This window comes from Rhizobium sp. CFBP 13644, assembly GCF_014842165.1.
Classification (GTDB): Bacteria; Pseudomonadota; Alphaproteobacteria; order Rhizobiales; family Rhizobiaceae; genus Agrobacterium; species Agrobacterium tumefaciens_C.
On the sequence record NZ_JACYVF010000006.1, the window covers coordinates 1 to 26,264 of the forward strand.

Sequence of the window (26,264 nt, forward strand, 5' to 3'; positions counted from 1 at the left end):
ACCCGCCGCTACCGCCCCGAATACAGCAACCCAAAACCGCTGGAGCGAACTCAAAACTGGATAAAACTTGGGGGCAAGGTCAACACCGATGTTCAACAGTTCCGATAGAGCAGCAGCGCTTTACTGCCGTGCCTTCAGGCGGTCGATATCGAATGGATCGACTTGTGTGTTGGCCTTTGACAAGTCGGTGTTCAGGCTGGCCAAATCCTGCGTCTGGTTGGTGAGTGTGAGATTAGCCGGTGTCAGGGTTGCCCTGGCGCCACCCGTCTCCTCTTCCTTCGCGGGCTGGCTGACGGATGGCAGAGGGATGCCAGACGGGCTGAGCGTGATGCCGCTGGCCGAGGTGGAAGCTTCCGAGCGGTTCTCGATATCCGAATAGGTCAGATGATCGGCGGTCAGGCTGTTGTTCTTCGCGGCCGATGACGCGATGACGCCAGCCTTCAGATCAACGCCACCCTCTGCCACAACATGATAACCGCCGGAACCGGCGACAATGCCGCTTTGCTCAGAGGCGTCGGCTTAGTCTCACGTCCTAATTGCATCCGACATCACATTGGTTCAGTAAACGGCAGAAAGTTAAAATTGCCTTCCTTGCGCGAGAGAACATGGTCACAATAGCCATCAATTGCCTGCGCAGGATTTGTAAGAATGCGCATGTTTTCGACATCGTTACCACGAATGTGGTAAACGGTACCGTCCTCGCAAAAGCTTTTCACCCAAAGAAAATCAACCATTCCATTCTCGTCAGGGACACTCTCTAACATGCAGCGAAAATCAAAGAACCCGTACTTAGATGGTTTTTTCGGCTGAGTTTCTGGTAATTTTTCAATCAGCCAAGGAATATATTTTTTCTTATAGCCGCGGAACTGCCCTAGATATTGATCCCAAAGTGTCCAATTATTTGTATTACGTGGTAAAAAGCGACCATAGACGGAAACTGTGGGGCGCTCCGGCAGCTTCATTCCATCGAAGGTTGTGTAATAAGCTTCTCGCAAGGGTTCAGGCAATGCCCGCAGAAGTTCTGCACCAGGCTTGTTCTGATGAAACGTAGTATCCGCTGGGTGCATACCATAAAAGCCTCGCTCGATCATTACCATTTGACGATTGACTTCTAGTCCGAAATTTAAAACCCAACTTTCGACAGGGCCGACAGCCATAGTAGGAATCTTACTAGCACGTAAAATAAGCGCCCCCCCCTCTGTTAGCAATTTGGCTGTCCGCGGCTGATGTTGACGAAGCCCAGTAAACAACCCATCTTTTTCTAAATGTAACGGGGTATAGTAGTCAATTTGGGAACCATCAACTAACATTGCCTCAATCAAATCATTAGGAAGCTCACCTGCAGACATCCAAAAACCAATTGTGTTCTCTTCTGAGGTGAACTCGAATTCATCGATAGTTTTACATCTCATTATTTGAATTCCAATTGCATTAAGCTCAGAGTTTGCTTGGTATCATACTATTGATCTCTTGGCTAAGTTCTCTACGAATCGCCTCCTGAGTGACATCCAACCATTTCTGATAATCTGAATTCAAGGGCTGCCCTTTGTAAGTCAGCCAAGGCTTGTCTCCAGACATTACACAGTTGCTTTTCGAGCAGTTCATTGAGCCATTCAATGGCTGAAAATTGGAAGGATGATTGAGTATTTGTTTTTGCTGAGCTGGCGTCAACGCTGTGAACCCTCTGAGCTGACTGATTTCCGATATTGGATATATATGATCACGATGGAATGGAACACCCGTAGGAATTGGCTCAACTTCATTGGTTAGTGGGTTTCTCCATTTGACTGGATTCCCTGCTTCATCGTAGAAGTTCGCGTTAGGAGTTTTGGGAAAGCCCTCGTTTGGTTTTCCTGGTAGTTTGCCTAAACCCGACTCACCACCTCCGCCATTACCATTAGGCTTACCACCCACTACCGATTTTGCGTTTCCGTGGCCTCCATAGAGTATGACACCCAACATAATCGGATCACGAACGATCTTTGCGATTTCCTCTTTCGTTCCCGTAAGAAGCGCTCGGGCCTGCTCACTTCTGAGTGTCGCTGCGAAGTCGGCCAGATCTTGCCTGCTCGTATCATCTTTGGAGTCCGCGTACTTCCAGACAGATAGAAACACCATATGACGTTCAAGCAAAGAAAGTTCATCCAGATCGTCACCACCGCCGGATAATGCAGCGTCAAGATACGTCGCCGCCGCGACTCTCAGATCGGTCCTAGCCTTGACGCACGAGCTTGACGTTTGGCCTACGCAATCATCGAGCTGTTGGTCGCGAGCTGCAGACAGATCACGCAATTCATCCACGCGGTTACAACTCGACGCATCTCCCATGCCGCAAGCTGCCAGAACCTTTTTGAACTCCTTACGTTCAGCGTGCGTTAGATAATTATAATTGACGTTATCGAGCGCCGCCGCCGCCCCACCTTGGCCTCCAGCGGCTGCGCCGACAGCAACGGCGATCCACTGGGTGATTGCGCTCTTCTGCTCATCCGTCAGGTTCGGATCGGCCTTCAGAACCTCCTGCAAGGCTGCATTGGCGATTTCGCTCAACGCGCCCGCGAGGGCACCTGCGCCAACGTCCGTGCCCGCCATGGCGGCAACTGCGGCACCCACCGCTGCATGCAGCGCCACCTTAACCGGTGAACCTTCGGCAAAACCAAGCTGTTCAGATAGGTCGCCTACACCGATGTTCAACAGTTCCGATAGAGCAGCAGCGCTTTGCTGCCGTGCCTTCAGGCGGTCGATATCGAATGGATCGACTTGTGTGTTGGCCTTTGACAAGTCGGTGTTCAGGCTGGCCAAATCCTGCGTCTGGTTGGTGAGTGTGAGATTAGCCGGTGTCAGGGTTGCCCTGGCGCCACCCGTCTCCTCTTCCTTCGCGGGCTGGCTGACGGATGGCAGAGGGATGCCAGACGGGCTGAGCGTGATGCCGCTGGCCGAGGTGGAAGCTTCCGAGCGGTTCTCTATATCCGAATAGGTCAGATGATCGGCGATCAGGCTGTTGTTGTTCTTCGCGGCCGATGACGCGATGACACCAGCCTTCAGATCAACGCCACCCTCTGCGGCGACATGATAACCGCCGGAACCGGCAACAATGCCGCTTTGCTCGGCAACATTGGCATAATCACCTTCGATCTTGGCCGTACCAGCACCGCCGGAAACTTTGACGCCGCCACCCGAAATGGAAAGACCAATCGAAGCGTTTTTGCTCTTCTCATCATAGGTTGCCGTATTTTGGCGACTCTCAATGGAAAGATCACCTCCAACATTGGCAATGATCGTATTCCCTGAAACAACAGCGCCCTTCAGATTCGTGTCTTCGCCGGAATTGAGGGCCACGGTCCCTGTGCCGGTTACTCGGCTATTGATTTCATTGGTGATGGCAGAGTTCGATTTGGCCGAACCATGGGAGGCTTCAGCTTTCATACCGACTGAAGGCCCACCCATGCCAATGTCCACACTAAGGCCGATACTCGCGCCGGTGGAAGAGGAAGAGGAGGTTACGCTATTGGACGCCTGAGCGCTGGACAGCGAAATGTCCTTGCCCGCCGAGAGCAAAACGTTACCGGCCGATGGATCATTCGACGCTACAGGCTTACCGGCCTTGTCGAAACCTGCCGCGATTTGTGCACCATTGCCGGTTATATTGCCCTGCTCGGCAACGACGGCAGTGGAGCCGCCGCTTGTCAATTCGGTGACAACAGGGGCAAAAGCCGATGCGGCTTGTGAGGATTTCTGCGAATTAAAACCAACGTTCAACCCAATCGACGCAATCGGTGATGCCCCGTTATTGACGGCTTGAAGCTCTTTATAGGCTTTGTATGCTGAAAGAGCGGTCGGCGCGACGCTGTACTTCGCATTCTCCCCGCCCAAACCATTCGCTGCGCTAGCAACGTTTTCCGCCGCAGCTACCAGTTTGGAGGTAACGGAAAGGGTGACACCGGCAAACATCTGCTCATGGATGCGAGCATAATTCGTTTCATCCATGGCAGACAGCAGATTGACATCGCGAACCGCGTTTACTGTGAGGTCACGGGCAGCAAATGCCTTTGCTGCTTGGAGATTGGCATCTTGTCCTGGATCTATGGAAAAGTCGCGTCCAGCAGAGATTTTGGCAACAGAATTGATGTTGCCGGACTGAAGAACTTCATCCCTGGATTTCGCGACACCTAAACCAATGGAAAAGCCGCCATTGCCTGAGCCAAAGGAAATACCAAAACCGGATTTTTTCTCCTTTTCTTGAGATGCGTAAGCTTCCGCACCTGGCGTTACACTAACGTCTCGCGCAGCAGAGAGGCGAATGTCACGGTCGGCCTCGAGCATTGAACCAATGACTGCTATGTCGCCTTTCCGCGCGTTGACGTTGATATCTTCCCCGGCTGAAAGAAGGGAAGCGACGTTCTGAGTTGAAGAGCCGATTCGTTCCTTCTGTTCCTTGCCCCAAAGAGAGAAGAAACCGCTACCGGAGCCAGCAAACAGGCCAGACTTCTTGCGCTTTTCTGCGTAGGCGTGTTGTTCTTCTGCGCCCATGATGACGACGCTATTGCCTTCAACAGACACGGATTTTTCGGCATTGAGGCTTGAGCCTGATACGGCAATGTTGTCTTGAGCATTGAGGTTGACGTTGCCAGAGGCACTCAGCTGCGAAGCAACTGTCTGTTCATCGAAACGATTGAGCGAAGATGAGCTCTTTCTCAGGAAGCCTTTTGATGTCGTTTGTTCTTGCAACTCCACGACATTTTTGCCGGAAGAAATGACAATATCTTTGCCTGCCGATATATTCAGATCTGCCAGTCGATCTTTGTCTCCAGTGTCCAGGTGAGAAGCAGAGATAATGGTATCTTCACCTGATCGCAAGCCGATGCCGGAGCCGCCAGAAATCGACGAACCGACAGCGGTCTCGATACCAATTTGACTTTTTGATTTTGTGCGACCGGACTTGAACGCCAGTTTGGCGGACGATGTATCATGTGCTTCTGCGATTGTGAGGTCGCCCGCCGCCTCAAGATCGACTCGATTAACCGCCTGCAGTTTACTACCCACAATATTGATATCGTGGTCTCCGCGTTCTGTGCCAGCCACCGCCGAAATTGAACCGCCCGATGTGATCGAAGATGCATTGTTTGTCTGCGAAACAACGGCGCTCGAGCCAAAACTGCGGCTGTTTGCTTCTTGAGCCGTCGTGATGTTGATGTCATCTTTTGCGCGCAGAGCAACATCGCTGCCGCTACGAATGGACGAGCCAGACAGCAGAATGTCGTCACCGGCGCGGATGTTCGTAGAGCCACCAGCGCGCAGCACAGAATCCTGCTGACTTATCTCATTCATGCTGGTGTAACCGTCAGATGTTTTGCGACTTACACCAGCCGTGACGACGTTGACGGAGCCCTGTTCAGCTTCGATCAAGAGATCGTTGCCTGCTTTCGCTGAGCTTCCAATGATCGAAACATCGTTTTTCGAGACGATGGCAATGTCTGTACCCGCTCTCAACGCGCTACCGGTCGAATTTTGCGAACCCTGATTATTGGCCTTCAGGCTATCAAGAGTGATCGAATTGGCCGCAAGAGTCAGCACTCCGCCAGCTGCCAGTGTCGTTCCTTGCAGTTTCAGGTTATCATTTGCGGATAGAAAGACATTTCCGCCAGCACTGATCGCCGGACCAGGTACGATCATGTTCATGCCGCGCATATCGATGGATTGTGCTGTTAAAGTTATGTTTGCTGCAGACGCCAGGTGAACATTCCCGCCGGCAATAAAACTACCACCATTTAACCGGATATCATGCGCTTTAACCGCAATATCTGTGTCAGCAGCGATCACGCCAGAATTGTCGATCTCACCAACGTCCATGTTGAGATATCCGCCCGCGATAATCGCACCGCCCGCGGACAGCCGCTCCTTATCCACACTGGCCAGGTAGACGACCGGTGCCAAGACTTCGACACCTTTTACCGTGTGTTTTTCGTAAACCACGATGGACGTCGTTAGCTTGATAAGTTGTTCAGGGGAGAGCTTTTCACCAATCGAAAGGTTGTTGGCCTTCGCGTATTCGATGCCATTGTCGAGAAGCAGTTTCATCTCCTCGATGGCGTCTTTACCTTGACTAAAAATGCCCGAGCCCAACCGCAATCCCGTCGCTTGCTGGATTTGCTTGTTAATCAGCTGATTCTCGAAATAGGCGTCACCTAGGAAAGGGATTTGTGTGTCGGGCTGATATCCAATTCGACTTGCATAATAGCCAGAGCCATAGAATTTACTGACGTCAAGGAATTCTGCGCGCGTCTCAAAAAGGAAAACCTGCCCTGGAAGAGTTCCGCCGAAACCGCCTGAATTGGGCTTTGTAATGGCGCTCAATGTGCTCTGCGATAGCGCTAGACCCTGATTTGCCCCGATCGTCTGGGGCTGCAGCATCAATTCAGGTGTTTGTGGGGACGCGGGCACCACACTTACGTTGGCAGTGTCGCCGATGCTTGAGCTGGTAATAACCGAGCTTACATTATTTGGACCACCGATAGGGGCTTGCACCTCAGCGTTCAAACCAAGCAATGCAGCGTTGGGTGTGAACAGTGCCTCACCTGCTGTTAAGCCAGAAAGTGCCAATAGCGGGTTCCCGACACTCGATCCGTTGGCAATCTTTGAACCGCCAGCAATCGAATTCGACGCAGAAGTGTTGCTTACCGTTGTAAAACCACCGATATCCAGATTGCCGCCAGCCTTGATTAGTCCTGCTTCAACTCCAGTGACCGCTGCCTGAGAAAGGACAGATGTGCCCACCGCAATATCTCGGGACGGATCTCTGTTGCCTTCGGCATCATATCCCTCACATGCACCGAGGGCGTTACAGGTAGTCGACGTCGTTCTACGAAGAACAAGACCCTCATTGTTCAACGTGCCACCTCGAAGCTGCGCGTTATCGCCTGCTTCAATGGTGCTGTATGAATTCGTTAGATTATCCGCCGTAATGCTGAGATTGCGGGCTGCACGGATAACGGCCTCTTCACCACCTGATGTGGCGATCTGGTCTTCTCGAATCGTCTGAGTTACTTTGGAATTAGCATCCCAATAATAAGCCGTGCTCGTGTCCGTCTTGCTTCCTTCATATTGAACTACGAAGTACTTTGACGGATTGCTTGGATCCAAAGTCAGGTTTCCGGTTGAATCCCTTGGTGCGACAGATGCGATCCAGTTATAAATATTGTCTGACCACCTCGGACCGTTGCCTGAATGCCACGTCCATGCTCTCCAAGATGTTCCATCTGCAAGTTTTACTTCCGACCAAAGTTTATCTGAATAGTCCTGCCAATACTGTTTGGGTAAGTCCTGGTAAAGCCAACGACCGTCGCCATTGCTTCCATAGAAAAGGTGGGCGAATGGCATGCCGGCCACCTGGGAATTTAGCTTAAAACCCGTTTCAACATTGGTGGCCACCAAAACGTCACGGTTTATGACCGGATTTGATGACCGCTTGTTGGTAAGCATTTTGGTTTTGATCGATAAATCGCCATCGGCTTGAATCAAGCCCGATATATTGGTGAGAGTCGTACTATCGATGCCTGCGCTCTCTCCAGCAATCGTGAGATCGCTGCCGGAAAGAATTGCTCCACGGTCATTTAGAATTTCATCGCTTACAAGCAGACTTGTGTCACGCCCTGAGTACAATAATCCAGTAGAGAAATTACCCAGATTTCTTGCTGAGATGTTGAGATTGCTCCCGGCAGCGACTTGGCCATAATTTTCAAAATCAACTGTATACAGATTGATATCTCTCTCAGCCAAGAGAGAGGTCTGCGCGTTCGTTTTGATGGATTTGGCGTCAATCGTCACATTGCCACCGCTACCGGACCGATTAAGCGCTCTGATCGTGGATCCAAATAGTGTAGCCTCACCGGAAATCTTGAGATCGAAATTGCCGAAGCTATATGTACTATTCGAAAAATCGGCTGTATCCGCCGAAATCGACAATGTGCCATTAGTGGCGACGCGGCCTCTGCTTTCGCGGAAATCAAGGCTTCGTGCAGACAATGAGATGTCGCCAGCAGCGCGCGTAGTATGATTGATACTTATCGTGCCGGCAGCGCTCGCCAAATCTGCGTAATCAAAGCTCTGCAGGCTCTCATACGAAATATTCTGGTTGGCTGATGCAATCAAACCACCGGCACTTAAAAGATTTTTAGCCGCAATGCTGCCGGCAGAAGCAGTGATATTCAGTTGGCCTTGGGATTTGAGAGCTATCGCGCCACTAAGAGAGCTTTCAGTTTTTTTGAAATCAACACCAGCAATTGCTGTGTCTACATCCACATTTCTGGCGATCAAAGACAGATGACCACCAGCGAGTGTCTGGGATGACAACTTTATAGTATTGCCTGCGTTGATTGATACGTTTCCTCGCCCTGTGATTTGCGCGGAAACATCGCCTGTGGACGCCAGAACGGTATTCTCAGCAGATAACAGGCTGGCAGCGACGACATCGCCGGAGCTTGCCGTTAAGTGAATATTTCCACCATCCTTCAAAATTACTTTGCCGGAAGATATTGCTTCCATTGCAGAGAAATCGACGCCTGACACAAGAGTACCGGCATTTATGGCTGCGCCGTTTATATCTAGGTCATTACCCGCCAAGACAGTGCCTTCAATGAACGTTGTGCCCTTGATGGAGACATTGCCACCTGAGTTTATTATCTTGCCTGAAAAAGTGGCCGAGCGGCTCTCAACGTCATTGGCGCTTAGTATACTGCCAACCGACACATGCCCATTGATAGCGTCAATGATTACGTTTCCATTGGCCCCGGGCAGGAGCGAACCTTGAGTTGGAGACTGCGCGGGTGCAAAATCGACGCCGGATGCGAGTGATCCGACATCTATATTGTTGCCGGATATGTAGGTGTTTGATCCGCTCGATATGCGGTCAGCTGTCAGATTTCCTGAAACCCTCGCCTCGCCATGAGAACTGCTATTTGAAGCAGTGACCGTATCCGCTTTTAAAACTGAAGACCCGGCAGACATCAAAGTATCGAACTTGATGTCTCCATATATGGCGGTGATCGTAGCATCACCAGAGTTCCCCAGGAGAATATTACCCGTTGCAGATTGTCGTGTGGCGTCAAAATCCACCCCGGACACAAGTGTCTGGATGGAATGTTTTTCACCCAGGATCTCGACGTTTCCACCTGACAATAAACGGTCGCTAATATATGTGTTGCCAAGCACACTGACATCGCCTTGGCTCAAAATTGATTTGGCGCTTAAGTTTCCAGTCTGCACGTCAAGACGGCCAGCACTCTGGAGAGTGTCAATCTTTATCTCATCGCTTCGGACACCTACGTCTAGTTTCAAGTCTCCTGTATTTCCGAGGACAAGACTACCATCGCTCGCGCGTGTCCTGTCGAAGTCGACCCCAGATGCCGCCAATTCCGCTGTGATCGAACTTCCCGAAATCGACAGGTCTCGGGCGGCAAGAATTTTGCCTGTCACGTTAAGGTCGCCGACAACTTCTGCGTTGCCGTGCGCCGTAATATCAGAAGCAGAAAGCCTATTTACATTGAGGAACATGTCGGAAGCGGACATCAATGCTTCTGTATCTAAAATTCCTGATGCTGCATTTATGGTTAAATGTCCGCTATTCTCTAAAACAAGGTGACCCGCAAGCGCGGTTTCCTTGAAATTCATGCCAGCAATAACGGTTTCTATGGAAAGGCTACGCCCTGCAATATCGATGCCGTTGCCGGATAATAACTGGCCGACATCTGCGACGTCTGTATTTAAGGAGATGTTTGCTCTTCCGGTAACGGCGTCCGCTTTAATGTGCGCGCTTTTAAGAGCAATGTCCCCTCTCCCTTCAAGAGTACCCACTTCAACAAAGCTATGAGCGTTTATCGAAATATTTCCGCGGCTCATATTGCACGCTGTCTGATTGTCAGAATTGGGGTTGCCCGCGAAAATAGAGTTGGCTGCAATTGAAATACCGGTAAAGTCTACATTTCCACCTGCAATGATATTACCCTGCGTTTCGACCGAGCCGTTGAGATCGATGTTCTTGTTGCTGGTAATGTTTCCAATATTGATGTTTTGAGCTTCGGCTGTAAACGAACCGCCCGTTAGAACTGCGCGGGCGTTAAAATTTCCTGAAGCGGTTTGGATATGAACATCACCCGATGCGCCAACGACGATACTTTGAGAGTAGGCATTCGTAAAATTCACGCCAGACGCGAGAGAGCCGATTGAAATACGTTTACCGGAGAGGAAAATATCCCCGCCGGCCAACATTTGTTCTGCAACGGACGCATTGCCTTGGATGGCTATCAGGCCACGTGCTACGATGCTGTCTGACTCTAAGGCACCGGACTTGATATCCAGGTCTCCAGCACTATCGATCGACCGAACGTCAATTTTCCCGCCGGCAGAATCAATCGTGATGTCAGTGGCAGGTACGGAGACGGCAACATTTCTGGCGTTCTGATCCGAACTAAATATAAAGCCAGAGGTTATTGAATCAGCTACAACGGAATTCGCGGTTATTTTAATAGATTTTTGGGCAATAATATCTTCAGCGGCCTCGACATTTCCCTCAATATGTATCGAACCATAGCTGTTGGCGTTTTTGATCTGCGTTTTGGCTGCACTTATATCAAGAGCGCCTGCCGACAACAGAGACTGGGCTTTAACGTCCGCCGTCGCCCTTAGCGTGAGATCGCCATCCTGGCTCACGACAGGTGTTGCTTCAGAATTAACCGAGGTTGCGGCCACATCAAGTCCACTGACCGCAGATCCTACTTGAATAGAGCGACCTGTAGCGCCAATATTCCCGCCAGCCAAAAGGTCCTTAACTATGCCGACATCAAGGCCTGCTTCAATGGTAAGATTACGAAAACTGACGAGAGAGCCCGCCGAAACCGAACCAGATATTGCCCTTACAGAGACATCATCGCCAGCTCGGCCGTCTTGATCGATGTTAATATTTCCATCGCTGCTATGAATGATGAGCGACCCTTGTGCGCTGACACCTCCGGTCGAAATATCATTCTTGGCGCCAAGAAATACTGCTTTGGAGCCTGCTATATCGCCCGCCACAGTCAACAGGCCTGAGCCAGCGTTCATCTCAACATCATCTTCAGCGGCAAGCGATGTGATTACAATTCCGGTATCGGCTTTCACTGCCAAACGTTTTTTGGATGTAATCTGACCCGCTTGTACACTTGCTTTGGACCGGATGTTGACACCGCCAGCGCCTGACGTATTTCCAATGGAAATCTTGCCATCGGCGGAGAGTGACAGTTCTCCCACATTCGCTGCCATCCCGGATTTAACACGAACGCCCGCACCTTTGTCGGTGACAACTATTTTAATCCGGTCGGCCTGCATCGCCCCAAGGGCAGACCCATCCAGTGCAAATTCTGGCGTACCACTCAGTTCTTCTAGAGGTGTAAGCTCTCCCGTCGCGTAGGAAGACTTGTTTGCCCCCAAAGATACGCGCAAGTCTTTGGCAAAGAGAGGCCCATCGATCTTCAAGGAGCGGGAAACGACGTCAAATATATCAACGACGCCTTGGCCGGATGCAAAATTGCCCCCGTTTTTTCCAAATGTAACGTCACCACCTCTGACGGAAAAACCTTGCAATTGACCGTCCGCGCCGACATCTGGATTACCCGTTGTCAAAGTGGCTCTGGGCGTGTTGATGAACCCGCATCCGTCGCAAGTGATCCCGTTGGGGTTCGCAATGATTACGTCTGCACGCCCGCCAAAAACCTCAGTTGGCCCCAGCAACTGGCTCCGATGACCACTGGTGACCTCATTCAAAATGACCGTGGCGGAGCCGGTCTGGCGAAGATTTCGATTGCCTGGCGTGATCCCTCCCAGCATTGATGTCCCGACTTCACCGCTGAAATTGTTCAGGATCAGACCTGGCGTTCCGATATTAAATTGATCGTATTTGTTGTGTGACAGGCCCCTGCTGTTGGGTGTGACGATGTCGATAAGGGGGACGCCATTAGGCGCTGCTCCAATACCGGGCTGGCTCGTCGGTGATCCAGAACTTGCAGACAGCGATTGTGCATTTACCAAGACAGGCTGGAAAAGCAGAACACTGATCAATGTAACGCAGATTGTACGCTCATCCATTTTCACCAAGGAAGTCCGGTTGCGCGCAAACACTTTACTCATCACTGCAATCCACTTACCAAAATGCATCATTTGCAAAGTGGGTTCGACTTTTCGAACCCGTTTAAATCATTCACCATTTGAGTGATGTGACGACAAAGAAAAGGCCCGTGTCATTTTGGGACCGGTTGCTTACCTTGCCGTCAGAATAGCCGATATCGACATTGAGACGTCCCCCGCTCAGACGAGAGCCAATGGTCCAACCGAACATTTCGCCGCTATCGATCTGGTAAGCAGGTTGAGCGAACACACGCCCATGGTCGAGGCCGAGATATGGCTTCCATTCACCAAGGAGCTCGGTCACACGAGTGTTGTTTTCCCACGGAATTGTTCGCCATACCAACTCGTTGCGAACAAAGAAGCCATTGTTGGCGAACAACAATCCTTCCCTACTGCCGCGCACGTTGGAGAAGCCGCCGAGCGACGTTTGCTCCGCACCGAAAAAATTGTCATCAGACATTTGACCGTTGAACAGCGAATTTGCCTCGAAGCGCTGCCCGCCTAACTCGAAGGGGAAGCTGGCATTCACAGTGGCAGAAAATTTTGTAAAATTCGGGTCGGCATCGCCAGCGCCGGGTGCATTTGCGTCCACAGCATTAAACAGGTCGAGGCCTTGATCCACGCTAATGTCGAAAGACCATGAAACTCCTAGAGCCGATCGGGAATGCGATATCCCGAGAGAACCGACGGTGTAACGACGGCTGCCAACTTCAATGAGGTTGCCGAGGAGAAAGTTATCCGTTTCCTTGTAGGTCAGGCCACCTTGAACCTGAGTAATGGAATTTTTTCCACGATGAACGACGCGCTCAATTGTTGCGCCCCACTGAGAAGACGTGCCTTCTGTTTCCATTGAAGTGAAGCTACCGGGAACGCTGCTCGTATATTGATACCACGATCCGTTGATTTCGAAGGTCCAGTATCCATAAGGTATCTGATACGATCCTGAAACGCTGTTACTGCGACCCCATCCGTCACTTTTGCCGGGGTAATCGGGTCCACTACGCTCATAGCTGAGGGCCATAACATCGTTGATGTCCAGCAGATTGTCCTGGCGAAGAGATACGTTACTCTTGGAACTCCCCGTTGATTTTTGACCGAGGTTGTTATTCGCAACCGATATGTGCCAAGGATTTTTCCGTTCAAGCGCTATGTTGAGGATAGACGAACCCTCCGAAGATCCTGGCAGTAATTCTGTCGATGCTTTGCTTGACGGCAGGCGGTTGATTTGATCGAGACCCTGTTCCATATCTCGAATATTGATAGGCGATCCCACCATCCCCGGAAAGGCCGTCACGATTAACCCGGAATGTAACGGCTTTTTCCCGTTGAGATAAATATCAGCAAGAGTGCCTTCAACGACAGTTATCTTCAACGCACCGGATGTTGCGATATCCTGTTCTGGAATATAGGCGCGAGACGCGATAAAACCACGATCAATATAAAGATGCGTGACATCTTTCAAAATGCTATTGATTTCGCCGATACCAATGCATCGCCCCGCATATTTACGAGTAATAGTTGTGACGTCTTTGCTCGCAATCAGGCTCACACCCTCAACCAAAATGGTTTGGATCGAAAAACATGGTCCTCCGGGGCCGGTCGGCGAGTCGGCCTTTGTTCGCGAGATAACAGTCCTGGGTGTCTGAGATTGTAACTCATCCAGCCTCTCAAGACGCTGCTCTTGAGTTTTGATGCGGGAGAATTCGTCAGTCGGGGACTGCGCATACGCGCTCTGCAGCAGAAGAATCAGCCATATACCTGCAGCGGCAATATATCTAAGAAGCTCTACCATACTGTGCATGGTCAGTTGGAAGCGACTTGTTCTTTAAATTTCGCTAAAGCCGCTGTCAGCCCCTTGAGCGAAAACCGGATGGTTACATTCTGGCCGTTCATAAGACGTATCCGCGCCGCACCAGCCTGCCCCACCTGCAAGGCAGCTACCATTTTCGCATCCAAGCGCTGTTGAACCCAGCACCCAGCCTGATTGCAATTCCGGTAACCGCCTTCGAATAATTTCACATTGTCCGAATCCATTCCAAAGCCAGCGGGCAAAAACACATTTAACGGCACAAGAGCAGTGAGCAATAAAGCTGGCTCAGATGCCTTGTTCTTTGCTTCACCTGCGACCGACGCGGTGCGAGCGATGGCAAGCGTGAGAATACTGACGTCCTCTTCACCCTGCTTAACCTTCGCGACCTGAACCACTTCGCATTGTTTCAGCTCTGCGTCACCGGCGGTGTTTGATTCTGCGCAACGGTAGCTCCAGTCATGAAAACGTTCAGTCTGCGGCGTTACGGAACCAGAAAGCTCCCGTGCATTCGATATTGAAGCCAGAACGACAAAAGTTGCTGGCAGCGCGACCCATCCTAATCTCACAAAAACCACCAATAAATAAAATCATCCAAAGATTGAAATTTTTCGTAATTACCGAGTTAATATATGTCAACTACTGATGGATCATTGTTCGTGCGCAAGGCCGGGATGCTTTAAAATTAATTGTGATTTTGATTAGGATACAACCAATATGAACACGACGCTTTGTGGCCTGCTGCCGCTTTCGTGGACATCTAGTTAAAGTGTTCCTACTCAAGCTGGAGAGCATGAATTTAAACACGAATATGCACTCGAGAGTATAAAATTGAGGCGGTGAACCTGAACAGCGAACCTGTCGTCAGGCTGCCCAAGCCGCCCGTGCCCTTAATATGCATCGAATTGTGCTGCGCAAATAGGCTCGGGAAACTCGAATGCAATAAGACCTCAAAAGATCAGATTCCAAGATAAACTTTTACGTGTATATATCACACTTTGCCCAAAACCGTCGCTCGTCGCCATTTCGCCGCCATATGTCGTTGTCGCGTTAGTCGAATAGCTATGTTGATGTTCTGCTGATGGGGTTGAGGTGCATTGTCTTTTGGCATGATCTTTTGAGGAGAAAGAGGTTTGGCTGAGCAGGCGAGCATTTGAAACGTCGTATCTGAACTCGGAGGAGAGTTAGGAATGAGCAGGAACAGAGGTGTAGTGTATTTGCGGCCGGGCAAGGTCGAGGTGAGAGATATCGATGACCCCAGGCTTGAGGCGCCGGACGGCCGTCGGATAGAGCATGGTGTGATCCTCAAGGTCATTTCCACCAATATTTGCGGGTCCGATCAGCACATGGTGCGAGGTCGCACGACGGCCTTGCCGGGTCTTGTGCTGGGCCATGAGATTACCGGTGAGGTCATCGAAAAAGGCATCGACGTCGAGATGCTGGAAGTTGGCGATATCGTTTCCGTGCCGTTCAACGTCGCCTGTGGTCGGTGCCGCTGCTGCAAGTCACAGGATACTGGCGTGTGCCTCACCGTCAATCCGTCACGCGCAGGCGGAGCCTATGGTTATGTCGATATGGGCGGCTGGATCGGTGGCCAAGCCCGCTACGTGACCGTGCCCTACGCCGATTTCAATCTGTTGAAATTCCCGGATCGCGACAGGGCTCTGTCGAAAATCCGCGATCTGACGATGCTCTCCGACATCCTGCCTACGGGTTTTCACGGTGCGGTTAAGGCTGGTGTCGGTGTCGGATCGACGGTCTATGTTGCAGGGGCCGGTCCAGTCGGTCTTGCAGCCGCCGCATCAGCGCGCATTCTGGGTGCCGCTGTCGTCATGATCGGGGATTTCAACAAGGATCGCCTTGCCCATGCCGCCAAGGTCGGATTTGAGCCGATCGATTTGTCGAAGAGCGACCGACTCGGGGAAATGATTGCTGAGGTCACCGGGAGCGACGAGGTTGATAGCGCTATCGATGCCGTTGGGTTCGAAGCTCGCGGACATTCCGGCGGCGAGCAGCCGGCGATCGTTTTGAACCAGATGATGGAAATCACCCGCGCAGCAGGCTCGATCGGCATTCCAGGTCTCTACGTCACGGATGACCCCGGCGCGGTTGATGAAGCAGCCAAAATCGGCAGCCTGTCCCTTCGCCTGGGTCTTGGCTGGGCGAAGGCGCAGTCCTTCCACACCGGCCAGACGCCCGTGCTGAAATACAATCGCCAGCTCATGCAAGCGATCCTTCACGACCGGCTGCCGATTGCAGACATCGTTAATGCAAAGATCATTTCGCTTGAGGACGCCGCACAGGGCTATGAAAGCTTTGATCAGGGGGCAGCGGTGAAATACGTGCTGGACCCACATGGAGACCTGACAAAGGCCGCCTGATCTGCTCGAGCGGTACTCAAAATGGTTACAATTGCCCTCCCACGCGGCAGGGCAAGTGCAGTATTTTCGGCCGAATTGCCATTCCCGGCAATCCAGAGGATGCGAAAGAGGAGAACCCACTTTCGCATCCTGTCTGACGACGCTGGTCAAGCCGAGTGACGGAACTCCTCATCATATGCGTCTGGTCCACCCATCGACATATCCAGCGCGAAGCCTTTCGCACGCGCCTGCTGTGACTGCAGAGAGTGATCCTTGGCAGAAGGGCGTGGGGATACGGCTGGTTTCGCTGTGCTCCGTGGCTGTAGATTTGACCGGGATGGCTGTGCGGAACCAGTGCGATCGACCTTGAAGAAGGAAATGCTCGCCTGAAGTTCTTCAGCCTGTGCGGCCAGTTCTTCTGATGTTGCCGACATCTCTTCGGACGCACCTGAGTTCTGCTGCGTGACCTTATCAAGCTGCTGAATGGCCTCGTTGATCTGGCTTGCACCAATGTCCTGTTCGCGGCATGCAGCTGAAATCTCGGCCACCAGTTCCGCAGTCCTGCGAATGTCGGGAACGAGGCGGTTCAGCATGTCACCGGCTTCGGTCGCAACCTGAACGGTTTCGCCCGACAGCTCAGAAATTTCGGCTGCCGCTGCCTGACTGCGTTCTGCCAGCTTGCGCACTTCAGATGCAACGACCGCAAAGCCCTTGCCATGTTCACCGGCGCGTGCGGCTTCCACAGCAGCATTGAGAGCAAGAAGGTCGGTCTGGCGCGCAATTTCCTGCACGATGGATATCTTTTGGGCGATGGTGCGCATGGCGGTTACCGCACGGCCCACGGCCTCGCCGCTCACTTCCGCATCCTTGGAAGACTGGCGGGCAATCTTTTCGGTCTGGGCGGCGTTGTCGGCGTTCTGCTTGATGTTGGCGGCCATCTGTTCCATCGAAGCAGATGCTTCTTCGGCAGAAGACGCCTGTTCTGTTGCGCCCTGCGAAAGCTGTTCGGAGCTGGAAGACAGCTCCTGGCTGCCGGATGACACATTGCCGGCTGCGGCAAGCGCGTCAGTGACAACACCGCGAAGGCGTTCCACCATTTTCTGGAGAGCGAGGCCCAGTGTGTCATTTTCCGAAAGAGGTCTGGGGGTAACCGTCAGATCACCGTTGGAAATCAGGTCCGCAACCTTGGATGTCTCGCGCAGATTTCCAACCATGCGAAGCATCGCCTGACCGAGCAGATCCTTATCAGAGAGTGGCTTGACGTCCTTAGACAGGTCGCCCTCGGCGATCGTGCTGGCAACCTCGGCGGTTGCGCGCAGATTTCCAGTCATGATGTTGATGCGGTTGACCAGATCCTTGATTTCGTCATTCGTCTTGATATCGACGTCCTGGTTGAGGTCTCCGAGAGAAATAGCTTCGGCAACGACCATGATCTTGCGCAGACCGCTGCTGATACCAAGCGCGATCCAGAGAGCCGTGCCGACTGCAATGACGACAGCTGCCAACGAAATGATAATCAGCAACATGCGGGTTTGCAGATAGTCAGCATTCTGAGACGCTTTGGCATTCTCAAGACGTGTGCGGTTCATGGTGACGCCCTGCTCGAGCTTCTGCGTCAGCGCATTTGCAGCGGTGCGGCCTTCTTCCGACGAGTAGGCGGATGCGGCAGATGTGTTGCCTTGACGGACGTATTCCCGAACGCGGTTGTCACTGGCTTCAAACGCCTGGGTAACCGCCAATAGCTCAGCCCAGTAACTGCGCGTCTCAGTGCTGGCTGTGGCTGCCATGTCGTTGATCATCTTGTCCATTTCGAACCGTAATTCGTCGCTTGTGGCGATGTGTTTTTGCACTTCCTCCGGTGTCGCTGCCAGAATGATATTTTTCTGAGCGCGTACCGTGGAAATCGACAGGGCATTGATCTGGTGTGTCTTGTCCAGACGCACGACCGTGCCGTCCACCACATCATCCATTGCGTCCTTGGCAACGCCAAGGCTGTAGGTGCCGTATGCAGCTATTCCGGCGAGCATAAAGATCAAAAATCCGAATGAAACCGCTAGTTTCATTTTAATCGTAAATCGCATTTTAGACTTCCTTAGAGAGGTCGATATTTATTACGAGAAGTGCCGTTCACGTGTGTGTCTGGCTATGGGTCGAACTGGTAAATGGCTCAAACAGGGTTCGACACTCCATTCTCCTAAGAAATCTATTGAACATCGAATAAGTCGACGCGTTCAGAGGTAGATGTTCATTTGAGATTCGACTGCGGCACCTGATCTTTTTGAAAGCTCCCATGAGGACGGGGCGCACCGCGCCTTCCTGTTGGACATAGTATTCCCATCTCAACGCCGTGTACGCAGACCGCCACTCCCAAAGCGGCAAGCACACACGCGCATCGATGAAATCGATTTGCAATTTTCCACAAGGGGGCAGGCTGGCAGTTGCGTAAACGCTCCAGCAGTCAACCAGATTGAAGAACTATTTTGGGAGGGGAACTGCTGCTCTCATCATGTGATCAGCGGGGTGTAGTAACTTCACAAACCATTGAATTTACGAAGTGACTTTCCACGTAGAGGACTAAAGTAGTTACAGTTAACAGGAGTTTAAAAAGCAAATGCGAAACTTCGCCCATTGGCACCGAAGCACTGCGCCAACATGCGGAAATGACGATCCAATCGATATGATAATTCTCGACACGAGCCGACAGTGTGGCCTGTTTTTGGCAGGCTAGGCGAGCTTGCCATCCTGTTTTCGCATCAATTGACGCACTTGCGCCGCTGGCGCATCCGGCCAATAAATCAGGCCGTTGCGGTTGTTATTCCTGCTGGAAAGAATAGGTCCAAGACGAAGGCTGGATGGAGTCTGATCGCTATCCACTGGGTTTTCGATCAGCTGGTAATTGGCCGACCTGAACAGGCTTTACAACTCGGTTGGACATGTTGACCGACAGATTTCTGTCTAAAAAAATAGAGTTTTGAAACTGACTGGATGACCGCCATTTACGCCGAAATATGACGTAAATGGCATGATGTCTTTTGCCTCTCAGAGTTGTTTATTTCTCGCAACCTGAGACAGCATGCGCTCTGCTTCACGCGTGCGGGCGCAAACGAGCGCGTCCCAGATCTTCTTTCCAAAAGAGCTACGTGCGTGGTTTGAATTGCGGTTCATTTGATTGCTTTCCGGTTTGCTTTCTGAGCCTATTGATAAATCAGGCAGGCGGAAAGTTGCAGTCGAAAGCTTGCATCGCTGCATTGCGTTTTTGCCTTGATGAAAGCTTCAACAGCTAGGACGATGCAGTAAGGTGAGGTCACCCCGCAAAACCTTGCCGCAGATAAGGCGACCGAGAGAGTTCGAGAAAGCATGCAACTTCCCATTAAATCGATTCTGGTTTTTCATGCTGCGGCAAGAGCTGGAAGCATTTCACGCGCTGCGGAAGAACTGAGTGTTACTTCGTCGGCTGTCAGCCAGCAGATTCAGGTGCTTGAAGGCCAGCTTGGGGTAACGCTGCTTGCAAAGGCTGGTCGCGGCATCATGTTGACAGAGGCGGGCGAACGATATTTTTCGATGATTGCCGATCAGATCGAACGTATCGAAGAGGCCACAGGGACTATCAGGGGCTTCAGGTCAGTCACGACACTGACCGTGCGGGCCACACCCACTCTCTCCAACAAATGGTTGCTGCCACGGCTCGGCACTTTGCTTGATACGCATCCCGACCTCGAACTGCGCCTTGATGGCACCAATGAGCCAACGGATTTCAATCAGGAAGCAGTCGACATCGAAATCCGGCATGGTGATGGGCGTTGGCCGGGCCTTTTCGTGGAGGGCATAGCGGAAGAGCAGTTTTATCCGGTTTGCTCTCCGGATTACGCGGAAGCTGGCAGCTTGAGCGCGCAGGACCTACTCGAACACCGCCTTATCCATTCGGTAAAATCGCAAGCCCAATGGAACAGCTGGTTCCCTTTGGCCCAGGTCTCTCCAAAGGAACGATGGCCCCGTATTCTTTTCGACAGAAGCCATATGGCCATTGATGCCGCAGTGCGGGGAATGGGTATTGCTCTGGAGAGCACCCTCATGATGGGCGATGAGATTGAAAGTGGGCGGCTGGTCTGCCCGGTCGCTTCGCCACCCACTGTCAGGATCACGACACAGTGGATTGTTTGCCCGCGAGACCACCTTCGGCAGAAAAAGGTACGCATCTTTCTCGACTGGTTGCGGCTTGAGCGAGAGACCTGGCAAGGGATCTACCCGCTGGGCGCCCTGCCAGCGTAGCTGGCCGTTGCGCTTGAGGATCGTCCGCCCCGGACGATCCTGAGATGCGAAGTGTAACCGCCTCAGTACATGCCCAGCAGGCGGATCGGCCCCAAGGTCAAGACTGGAAACAGCACGAGGGCAAATATAGCCAGCGTCAGTACCGCCATGGGCCCAAGCGATCCACGTATGACATCCTCTACACTCATATTCGCCACCTGAGCCGCCGCAAACAGGCAAACACCGACGGGTGGCGTTACAAGCCCGAGCGTTAGCGTCATAACCGTAACGATCAGGAAATGCATGGGATCGATACCGAGCGCCTCCACGGGAGGCATCAACACCGGAATGAGAATGAACATGGCCGGGATGGCTTCCATGAAGATGCCAATGATCAGCAGGAAGACAAAGATAACGAGCATGCCCGTCATGGGACCCAGGTTCATGCCTTTCAGCAGCTCGGCAACCTTTTCCGGCAAACCGTCATAGGTGAAAACCCAGGCTGCGATCTGCGACGTCGCAGCGATGAAAAGGATCGTCCCGGAAATACGCGCGGTTGAGATCAAAATCTCCGGCAATTCTTTGATCGGCAGCGTCCGATAAACAAGAACGCCGAGGATGCCGACATAGACCACGGCAATTGCAGCGGCTTCCGTTGGCGTGAACAGGCCGCTGGCGATGCCGATGATCAGGATGAGCGGTGTCAGCATCGGCAGAATGGCGCGAAGACCCGTCACGATAACGACGCGCATGTTGAAAGGTGAAGGCGGATTATAGCCGTAATAGACCGAATAGATGTGGTTGTAGACCATGAAGGCAAAGGCGATAAACAGACCCGGCACCAGACCTGCAACCAGCAGCGTTCCAATCGAAACATTCGCAATCGAGCCTGCAATCACCACGAGGATTGATGGTGGAATGATCGACGACAGAGTTGCCGTGCAAAGCGTCATGCCAACGGCATAACCTTTGGGAAAGCCGTGGCGCTCCATGGCCTTGATTTCGATGGCGCCAACGGAGGCAATATCGGCAACCGATGAGCCGGAAACGCCGGAAAAGATGACCGACGAGATGACGTTGACGTGACCCAGGCCGCCCGGCAACCAACCCACCATTGCCTCCGCAAAGTCAAAGATGCGTTCTGCGACACGCCCACGCTCCATCACCGTACCGACGAGAATGAAAAGCGGCACTGCAACGAGCAAAAACGAATTCATCGACGAGAACATCGTCTGCGACAGGAGATCGAGCGGCATTGAAGTGTAGATGGACAAAGTCGCGACACTGGCAAGAGCCAGAGCGACGGCCAGCGGAATGCCGAGCATGCTCAGCCCGAAAAAGGAAACGAGAAGAAACACCGACATGGTCTAATGTCCTGACGTGATGGACACATCGGCGTGGGCAATTTCGCCCGCCGGAAGTCCGAGTTCTGGAAGTGCGATCAAGTCGCGACGGCTTTGCAGAGAATCGATGATCGCCAGGATTGCGATGACCGCCGACACCGGCATCACCATGCCAATAAGCCACATCGGTATAGGCAGCGTCGCAGCCGTTTCATTCATCATGACTTGCTGGCGCATGAGCGTGAACCCGGTCCAACCCATCAGACCGAAGAAAAACACGGACGAACCGACATAAATCGGAACGGCCAGATGCTGGAACAGGCGCCGACCCATTACGAGAAAGATGACGACACGGGCGCTTTCCACGGTTCGAAAACCGGCTGCAAGGCCAAGAAAAACCATCCAGATGAAAAGAAAGCGAGTGGCCTCCTCGGTCCAGGGAAGGGGATGGCCCGACAACCGGCCGATGACCTGCAACAACACGACGATCAACACGCCGCCACAGGCGACACCAGCTGCAACATCCGCAATGATTTTGACCACGGTACCCAGCAGCGAACTCACGGAACTACGCATATAAATGCCCTTTCAAGGAATGATGAAAAGATGGGAACCGACACGTTGCACTGAGCACAACGTGTCGGAAAAGCATCAATTCGTCTTGATGAAAGTACGCGTGCGATCGAAGAAGGACTGATCCTTGACCAGGGCTGAGAATTTGTCGGAAAGACCTGACGCGACATCGACAAAGGCCTTGCGCTGCTCGTCAGTCAACTCGTTGACCTCCATACCATTCGCCTTCAAGGTCGCGATGGATTTTGCAATGTCGCCATTATCGTTTTCAGCTTTCCACGCTTCTGTTTCTTTGGCGGCATCATTTAATGCGGCCTTGAAAGCGTCGCTCAAGCCATCGTAGCGTGCAGGGTTCATGCCAAGCACCCAGGCATCCGCAATGTGGTTGCTGATGGTCACGTATTTCTGGACTTCGTAAAGCTTTGCGCTGACCGGGACGTTGATCGGATTTTCCTGACCGTCAACGACGCGCAACTGCAATGCGTTGTAAACTTCTGCGAAGGCCATAGGCGTCGGTGCCGCCCCCATAGCGCCGAAAAACTCGACCCACAATGGATTGTTCGGAACGCGCAGCTTCATGCCCTTCATGTCAGCGGGGGACGTGATGGCAACCTTGGAATTTGTGATCTGGCGGAGCGGCCTTGACCAGAGATCGAGACCTTTGATGCCGATCTTGTTCAGATCGGATTGCAGCTCCTGGCCAAGATCGCTGTCGAGATAGCTGCGCAGCTGTTTGATATCGCGGAACTGATAGGGAATGGCAATTGCCGTGAATTTCGGGTTGAAGGTTGCGTAAAGCGATGTCGAGTTCAGCAACAGGTCAAGCGAACCGCCAGCCAGCTGCTTCACGCCAGCCGATGGGTCACCGCCGTAGAGCGTACCGTTTGGGAAGACCTTGATGGTCAATTCACCCTTCGTCTTAGCAGAAACAATTTCTGCGAATTTCTTCGCGGCAACTGTAATTTCTGATGTGTCTGCGTCTGGCGTGGAGAGTGTCAGCGTTTCCGCATGTGCGATAGAAACGGACATAAGCGCCGCCGCAGCGATCAAGCTACGAATCCCGTTATATTTCATTGTCATTCCTCCCGTTGGTGGTCATATCGCACGCATTCAACAGTTTGACTGTGAATTCATACGCTGTATTTCGCGGATAATTCCGCTGTGATCCAGTTCGCCATCGCCATTGTCGACCATAGCCTGGAAAAGTCGGTCGACCTCCTCGCCGACCGGTAGTGTCAAGCCACGGCTTCGCGCAAATGCCAGAGCCGTGGATGTATCTTTCACCTGATATTTAGCCGGTCCACCCGGCACAAAATTCCCTCCAACCATGCGCAGACCATGCTGGCGGAACACGGTGGAGTCAGCGAAGCCTCCAAGCAATGCTTCGCGGACCTTGGCCGGGTCCGCACCGCCGCTTTTAGCAAGCGTTAGTGCCTCGGCGACAGCACAGATCGTTGACGCCACGATCAGTTGGTTTGCGAGTTTCGTCAGCGCTCCGCTGCCCAAAGGGCCGACATGTGTGACACGTCCAAGGTGGGAAAAGACCGGTCGAAGACCGTCCACAACAGCCCCTTCGCCACCGGCCATAATGGCCAGGGTGCCTTCAACGGCCCCCTTCTCCCCGCCCGAAACGGGCGCATCGACGCAGAAGACGCCGCGCGCTCTAGCAGCCTCAGCGATGGTAACGGCTGTTTCCACCGGAATGGAACTCATCACCACGAGCACCGATCCCGCCGCCATCGCCTCTACGACGCCGCCCTCGCCAAGCAGAACCGCTTCGCAAACCGGCCCCGAACTCAGCATGCAGATAACCACCGTGGCCATGGACGCGGCCTCTGCCGCAGTGGCGACAGTGGCTACGCCCCTGCAATGCAGCGCCGCTGCCTTTTCCAACGTCCTGTTCCACGCCTTGACCGTGTAACCTGCCTGCGCCAGGCGACCGGCCATGGGTGCGCCCATGATGCCGGTGCCGAGGACGGCAATGGTCGTGTCACGCCTTTGCCCGTCCATTTCGCTCATGGGTATTGCCGTGTTGAGAAGCGGACGGGCCGCTCTTCCACGATCAATGACGGGAAGGCGTCTCGAAACCGGCCGAGATGCGGCGTTTCCAGATGCGCGTCGAATGCTTCCCGGCTGTCATAGACTTCGTAGAAGACAACGACGTCATCAGAGCCTTGCGGGCAGATCACATCGAACTGGTGGCAGCCCGGCTCATCTGCCACAGAATGCTCGGCATCATCCTTTGCTGCTTCCAGAAAAGCGGCCAGGCAACCCGGCTTTATCTGGAACTCTGCAATGACCACGAAGGCCTTGTTGTCTAGCGTTGTCATGTGGCTCACTCCGCCGCTATTTTGGCAGGACGGAAGCGATTTTCCATCTCCTGGCGAAGCGCAACCACATCAAGGTCATTCACAAGTTCCACGTCATCGAAGGACACGATCTGATCCTTCTTGATCGCACGCTTGAGTTTGACATTATGCGCAAGCCCGATCGGAAGCGCCTTGAGATCCAGACTGCGGCTGGCCGGAATGGCATTGGCCCAAACGGCGTAACCGCCCTCACCGTCCAGCATCTCGCCCGGCTGCATGTCCTTCTTCGCGGTTGCAACCGCATCTCCGCGAAACTCCTTCGAGCATCCGGTCGGCTCTTTGCGCAGAACGGCAGACAGAACGCTGATGGATGTTTCAAGGCCGATGATGTGAAACGGACGCCACATGGAAGCGTACCAGCCGGATGGATCGGTCAGAAGGCCGTATTGCTTGAAGCAGGCACGTGCATACTCATTATGCGCCTTGAATGTAACGAAAACACCGTAACGGATGTTGTTGAAGACCTCGCGGCCATCGGGCTCCTGACTGGCCGCGATATCGACCAGACCCGAGCGTGCCATGCGGCCGCCGTCGGCAACCGGTCGGAACACACGAGCCAGATCATGCAGGCCTGCGGGCGGGAAAGCCAGACCGTCATCCGGGCAATCAAGACCAGTCCCGTTGGCAACCGCCGCCATCTCGATCGCAGCCTTGGTGCCATCGGTGAAGGAGTTGTAAAGCTTCGGATTGAGATTGTCCGCAGCCACCTGCTCCTCGGTCCATCCGAACAGACCCCAAACCGTATCGGGGGTCGAATAGCGGTAGCGCGGCTCAAAATTCATGCCTTTGCCCGCTGATGTGATTTCAAAGCCTGTTGCTCTGGCCCAATCGACGAGTTCACAAATGAGGGCTGGCTGGTCACCATAAGCCATGGAGTAAATCAGGCCCTTGGCACGAGCCTTTTCCGCGAGGATGGGCCCCACCATCACGTCAGCTTCCACATTGACCATGACCACATGCTTGTTGTGTTCGATGGCGCCAAGTGCATGGCGCGTGCCTGCAATCGGGTGACCGGTCGCCTCGATAATGCATTCAATCTCGCCGCATTCAAACAGCGCCTTGACATCGTCAGTGACGAAAGTCGTGCCGTTCTTGATGGCATCTGCGGCGCTCGTGGCGGAATACCGCTCCTTTGGCCAGCCCACCCGGTTCATGGATTCTTTTGCTTTGCCGACATCGAGATCAGCAACGGCAACCATATGGAAGCCGTCGATCCGTTGCGCCTGAGCAAGGACCATGGAGCCGAACTTGCCGGCACCGATCAGTCCAACCCTGACCGGCTTGCCGCCCGCGGCCCGCAACGAAAGAAGAGAATACAGGTTCATTAAACAAAGTCCTCAACTAGGGAATGAATGTGAGGAGTGCTTTGCTTGGCAAAGCTGCACGAGTTCACCAAAGCAAAGCTCGCGCTTCG

General features: G+C 52.8%; 13 protein-coding genes and 2 pseudogenes. 2 read left to right on the plus strand and 13 right to left on the minus strand.

The window, feature by feature from the left end:
• Nucleotides 1–120 precede the first annotated feature (120 nt).
• The 5 genes from IFT53_RS15405 to IFT53_RS15425 all read right to left on the minus strand — a co-directional run bounded on the left by IFT53_RS15405 (nt 121) and on the right by IFT53_RS15425 (nt 14,535).
• Nucleotides 121–465 (minus strand): hypothetical protein, encoded by a 345-nt coding sequence (locus tag IFT53_RS15405; RefSeq protein ID WP_192096939.1) that lies wholly within the window; start codon nt 463–465, stop codon nt 121–123.
• An 83-nt stretch (nt 466–548) separates the two neighbouring features.
• The gene (locus IFT53_RS15410; protein ID WP_192066284.1) at nt 549–1,412 is read right to left on the minus strand and encodes a hypothetical protein; all 864 of its coding nucleotides are present in this window, start codon (nt 1,410–1,412) and stop codon (nt 549–551) included.
• A 25-nt stretch (nt 1,413–1,437) separates the two neighbouring features.
• Nucleotides 1,438–12,153 (minus strand): hemagglutinin repeat-containing protein, encoded by a 10,716-nt coding sequence (locus IFT53_RS15415; RefSeq protein ID WP_192096941.1) that lies wholly within the window; start codon nt 12,151–12,153, stop codon nt 1,438–1,440.
• A gap of 70 nt (nt 12,154–12,223) precedes the next feature.
• On the minus strand, nt 12,224–13,942 hold the full coding sequence (locus tag IFT53_RS15420) for a ShlB/FhaC/HecB family hemolysin secretion/activation protein (protein ID WP_192066279.1): 1,719 nt from the start codon (nt 13,940–13,942) through the stop codon (nt 12,224–12,226).
• A gap of 11 nt (nt 13,943–13,953) precedes the next feature.
• On the minus strand, nt 13,954–14,535 hold the full coding sequence (locus IFT53_RS15425; protein ID WP_342365822.1) for an invasion associated locus B family protein: 582 nt from the start codon (nt 14,533–14,535) through the stop codon (nt 13,954–13,956).
• A 612-nt stretch (nt 14,536–15,147) separates the two neighbouring features.
• Between IFT53_RS15425 and fdhA the strand changes: the two genes are divergently transcribed.
• Nucleotides 15,148–16,338 (plus strand): formaldehyde dehydrogenase, glutathione-independent, encoded by a 1,191-nt coding sequence (fdhA, locus tag IFT53_RS15430; RefSeq protein WP_192066277.1) that lies wholly within the window; start codon nt 15,148–15,150, stop codon nt 16,336–16,338.
• A gap of 146 nt (nt 16,339–16,484) precedes the next feature.
• On the opposite strand, the pseudogene IFT53_RS15435 reads toward fdhA, so the two are convergent.
• Together IFT53_RS15435 and IFT53_RS24150 are read right to left on the minus strand one after the other, a co-directional pair.
• Nucleotides 16,485–17,798: pseudogene (locus IFT53_RS15435) on the minus strand (methyl-accepting chemotaxis protein); the annotation flags it as partial.
• Between the two features lie 75 nt (nt 17,799–17,873).
• Nucleotides 17,874–18,398: pseudogene (locus IFT53_RS24150) on the minus strand (MCP four helix bundle domain-containing protein); the annotation flags it as partial.
• Between the two features lie 1,276 nt (nt 18,399–19,674).
• Here IFT53_RS24150 and IFT53_RS15440 point away from each other — a divergent pair.
• Complete coding sequence (locus tag IFT53_RS15440) at nt 19,675–20,586, plus strand: LysR substrate-binding domain-containing protein (protein ID WP_192066273.1); 912 nt, start codon at nt 19,675–19,677, stop codon at nt 20,584–20,586.
• A 62-nt stretch (nt 20,587–20,648) separates the two neighbouring features.
• On the opposite strand, the gene IFT53_RS15445 is transcribed toward IFT53_RS15440, so the two are convergent.
• The 6 genes from IFT53_RS15445 to IFT53_RS15470 all read right to left on the minus strand — a co-directional run bounded on the left by IFT53_RS15445 (nt 20,649) and on the right by IFT53_RS15470 (nt 26,175).
• Nucleotides 20,649–21,929, minus strand: a complete 1,281-nt coding sequence (locus IFT53_RS15445; RefSeq protein ID WP_042616945.1) for a TRAP transporter large permease — start codon at nt 21,927–21,929, stop codon at nt 20,649–20,651.
• 3 nt (nt 21,930–21,932) lie between these two features.
• Nucleotides 21,933–22,484: a TRAP transporter small permease gene (locus IFT53_RS15450; RefSeq protein WP_192066272.1), complete on the minus strand. Its 552-nt coding sequence runs from the start codon at nt 22,482–22,484 to the stop codon at nt 21,933–21,935.
• 75 nt (nt 22,485–22,559) lie between these two features.
• Nucleotides 22,560–23,555 (minus strand): DctP family TRAP transporter solute-binding subunit, encoded by a 996-nt coding sequence (locus tag IFT53_RS15455; protein WP_192066270.1) that lies wholly within the window; start codon nt 23,553–23,555, stop codon nt 22,560–22,562.
• Between the two features lie 36 nt (nt 23,556–23,591).
• On the minus strand, nt 23,592–24,500 hold the full coding sequence (locus tag IFT53_RS15460; RefSeq protein ID WP_192066268.1) for an NAD(P)-dependent oxidoreductase: 909 nt from the start codon (nt 24,498–24,500) through the stop codon (nt 23,592–23,594).
• Nucleotides 24,497–24,811, minus strand: coding sequence for a putative quinol monooxygenase (locus IFT53_RS15465; protein WP_192066267.1), 315 nt, complete (start codon nt 24,809–24,811; stop codon nt 24,497–24,499). The genes IFT53_RS15460 and IFT53_RS15465 overlap by 4 nt, the downstream gene beginning before the upstream one ends.
• Nucleotides 24,812–24,816: 5 nt before the next feature.
• The gene (locus IFT53_RS15470) at nt 24,817–26,175 is read right to left on the minus strand and encodes an NAD(P)H-dependent oxidoreductase (RefSeq protein WP_192066265.1); all 1,359 of its coding nucleotides are present in this window, start codon (nt 26,173–26,175) and stop codon (nt 24,817–24,819) included.
• Nucleotides 26,176–26,264 lie beyond the last annotated feature (89 nt).